The organism is Synechococcus sp. UW179A, from assembly GCF_900473965.1.
Lineage (GTDB): Bacteria > Cyanobacteriota > Cyanobacteriia > PCC-6307 > Cyanobiaceae > Synechococcus_C.
In genome coordinates this window covers 1-2,435 of record NZ_UCNJ01000021.1, presented here as the reverse complement: position 1 = coordinate 2,435, position 2,435 = coordinate 1, and the positions used below count along the sequence as shown (strand labels likewise).

The 2,435-nt window shown below is 50.3% G+C and carries 1 protein-coding gene; it reads left to right on the top strand.

All coding sequences use genetic code 11. The features are described 5' to 3' along the window. Nucleotides 1-2,435 (top strand): hypothetical protein (locus tag DXY31_RS10680; RefSeq protein WP_114993767.1); only part of this gene is annotated, 2,435 nt, incomplete at both ends.

Below are 2,435 nucleotides of genomic sequence, written 5' to 3'. Positions count from 1 at the left end.
TTTGCCAATGCCCAAGGTGGTAACGCCTTGGCCTTTGGCACAAAATCAATAGCTGTTGGCACCAACTCCACCGCAATTAGTTCTAATTCTTCTGCCACCGGCAACAATTCCATCTCCATCGGTGTGGATTCACAAGCCACCAAGACGAATGCTCAAGCTTTTGGTGTTTCAGCCAAAGCAACAGGTGTTAACGCCACTGCCATTTCTGCCAATGCAACAGCATCAGGATCCAATTCCATTGCCATTGGTATTGATTCCCTATCGAGTGGGGAGGATTCCGTTGCGATTGCTGCCAAGTCACAGTCAACAGCTGAAAACTCTTTGGCGTTCGGCGTTGAAGCGCAGGCGACGGCACTGAATACGGTGGCGATCGGTACGCAAGCCATTTCAAATCAAACAGGAGCGTTGTCATTTGGTGCGAACGCCACAGCAACGGCGAACTACACGATGGCCTTTGGTGTTGGCTCCAATGCGAATGAAAATAATGCAATGGCAATTGGACATGATGCAGCAGCATCATCAGCCAACAGCATTGCGGTCGGCCTTGATGCTCAGGCGAGCGGAAACATGTCAATGGCTTTGGGATTGAAATCACGATCGCTTGATACGGAAACGATTGCGATTGGTGCTTATTCGAATGCGAGCAAAACCAATGCCACGGCCTTTGGTACCAATGCCAATGCCTTAGCTGTCAATGCGATGGCGCTGGGGACGAATTCATTGGCTAGTACAAAAGATGCTTTTGCCGCTGGTCTGGAGGCGAAAGCCACCGGTGTGGACAGCATGGCCTTGGGGATGCGTTCATCTGCCACCAACACCAATGCGTTGGCTTATGGCTCCTTGGCCAATGCCACAGGAAATAATTCGATGGCAACCGGTACGCAGGCGTTTGCGAATGCATCAGATGCGATTGCCTCTGGCGTGAAAGCGAAGGCCACAAAGACTGGCGCCATTGCTTTTGGTGCCTATGCGAATGCCACGAATGTGGAGACGATCGCAATGGGTGGATTTGCGCAAGCGATTGGAGGTAACAGTACGGCGATTGGTGTGAATAGTCTCGCCAGTAACGAGAAAGCGCTTGCTGTTGGAGCCTGCAGCCAGGCATTACAGAGCGGCGCAATGGCTCTTGCTGCTTATTCACTAGCGAATGGCACAGATGCGATCTCCGCTGGTTACGGAGCGAAAGCGATTGCCGATAACGCGATCGCGATTGGTACCAATACCTTGGCCAATGCGAATGATGCCTTTGCAGCAGGATTTAACTCCCTAGCCACAGGTGTGAATTCAATGGCCTTGGGGAGTTCTGCGAGTGCAACAGCAGATGGAGCCTATGCCGCAGGTTTGCTTGCCAGTGCAACGGGGAATAATGCTGTGGCCTTGGCCACTAATGCATCAGCAGAAGGCTCGAATGCTTATGCATTGGGGGTTTCTGCTTTTTCCCTTGGAGATAACGCTTCTGCCTTTGGCACTTTGGCCAATGCCAGTGGGAATGCATCCTATGCCGTTGGTTTGTTGTCTAAGGCGACCGAGACCAATGCCACTGCTTTTGGAACGAATGCGACTGCAAGCAATGTCAATAGTTTTGCGATCGGATCAAATGCATTCGCGACTGGTCGCGATTCTGTTGCTGTTGGTGTGAATGCAAGCTCAACTCAGAATGAATCGTTTGCTGCTGGTACCCAATCGCAAGCTGTTGCCAATCAGGCTTTAGCTTTCGGTGCTAATGCGAACGCATCTGGAAGCTATTCACTTGCTGTGGGTTCTAACTCTCAGGCCAGTGCTGTGAATGCTCAAGCTCTTGGTGATAAGGCCTTAGCGTCTGGATATAGTTCCTTTTCGGCTGGTGCCAATTCACAAGCAACCAATACAAATTCGGTTGCAATTGGTACAGGGTCGTCTTCTACGAATACATCGACGTTGGCTTTAGGCACCATTGCGAGTGCCAGCGGTTTTCAATCCACTGCGATTGGCTTTAAGGCCAATGCATTGGCTTACGACTCTGTGGCTGTAGGTGCACAATCATTTGCTAATGCAAATAATACGATTGCTTTTGGTACTTCATCACAAGCGATTGCTGAAGGGGCTATGGCTTTTGGTCTTCAGTCAGAGGCCAGCGCCGAAGATTCGATTGCCATTGGCTTTAAATCTCTAGCGAATCAAGACAACAGCACGGCTATTGGTTCTAGCTCCAAAGCGACAGGTCTGCGCTCGATTGCTTTTGGTCAGCAAGCTACAGGAAGTGGATCAGATTCAATTGCAATTGGCTATTTATCCAATGCTACCGATCGAGATTCCCTTTCGATCGGTACGAGTAGTGCTTCCACTGGAAATGAAGCGTTTGCTTTTGGTACTCGCGCTGTAGCGAGTGGTGAACGCTCTACAGCCATTGCCACCAATGCTTCTGCCGTTGGTGTGAACTCCGTTGCTTTTGGAGT